Consider the following 884-nt stretch of genomic DNA (forward strand, 5'->3'; position numbering starts at 1 on the left):
TGTGCATACTGTGAAAGTCGGTTAATATCTGTTTCATATGGGGACATAGAACATTTTCGTCCAAAAACAGCGCTAACAAAAGATGATGGAACAAACTGTTTAGAGTATCCAGGTTATTATTGGCTTGCTATGGTTTGGGATAATTTACTTTTATCTTGTGAAAAATGTAACCGAACATTTAAAGGGAATCAATTTCCTTTAACAAACTATAATAAAAGAAAGAAAAATCAAACGCATAAAATTACTGAAAAACCCCTTCTCATAAATCCATGTAAGGAAGACCCAAGTAGGCACTTAAGTTTTGAAAATGATGGAACCATTGTAGCCAGAACAAAAAAAGGTGAAAAGTCTATCGAGGTATATGGTTTATATAGAAGCGAATTAACAGATGATAGAAGAGAAATAATAAAAGATATACTATGGAAAATCAGTCAAATCAAAAGTTATATAAATACAATTTCAGACTACAATCAAATGATAGAATCAAATGAATTTGATAATAGCAAATTCATTAAGTCAAGGAACGATAATATCACCAACATGATTATGGCATTTGAATCAATTCAAGAGTACTATAATATTAAGAGTAAACCGCACAGAGCTATGGTCATTCACATCACTAAAGATTTTATGAATCTATATTCAGATTCAATTAATAATTTGATAAAGAAGAAACAAGATACTGAAGATAAAAGAAATCTAACTGAAGTGCAACTTCTTTAAAGTCCAGGTTGTTTTTTTAGTATTCTGGTAAAATAAAATTCTAAGAGGAGATACAATAAGTATTTTAAAAAAAGTATTAGTATAGAACAATCAAATTCAGAATTACCAGTAAAACTGATGAGTTTAACAATGACACTCCAAAGAAAACAGTCATAACTACA

At 29.2% G+C, this 884-nt stretch carries 1 protein-coding gene; it reads left to right on the forward strand.

What is annotated here, in order from left to right; genetic code table 11:
• Window positions 1–723: HNH endonuclease family protein (locus tag V7056_RS20315; protein WP_499704200.1), on the forward strand; the 723-nt coding region annotated here is incomplete at its 5' end.
• Window positions 724–884: the final 161 nt, after the last annotated feature.

Source organism: Bacillus sp. JJ664 (assembly GCF_036962205.1).
Lineage (GTDB): Bacteria > Bacillota > Bacilli > Bacillales > Bacillaceae_G > Gottfriedia.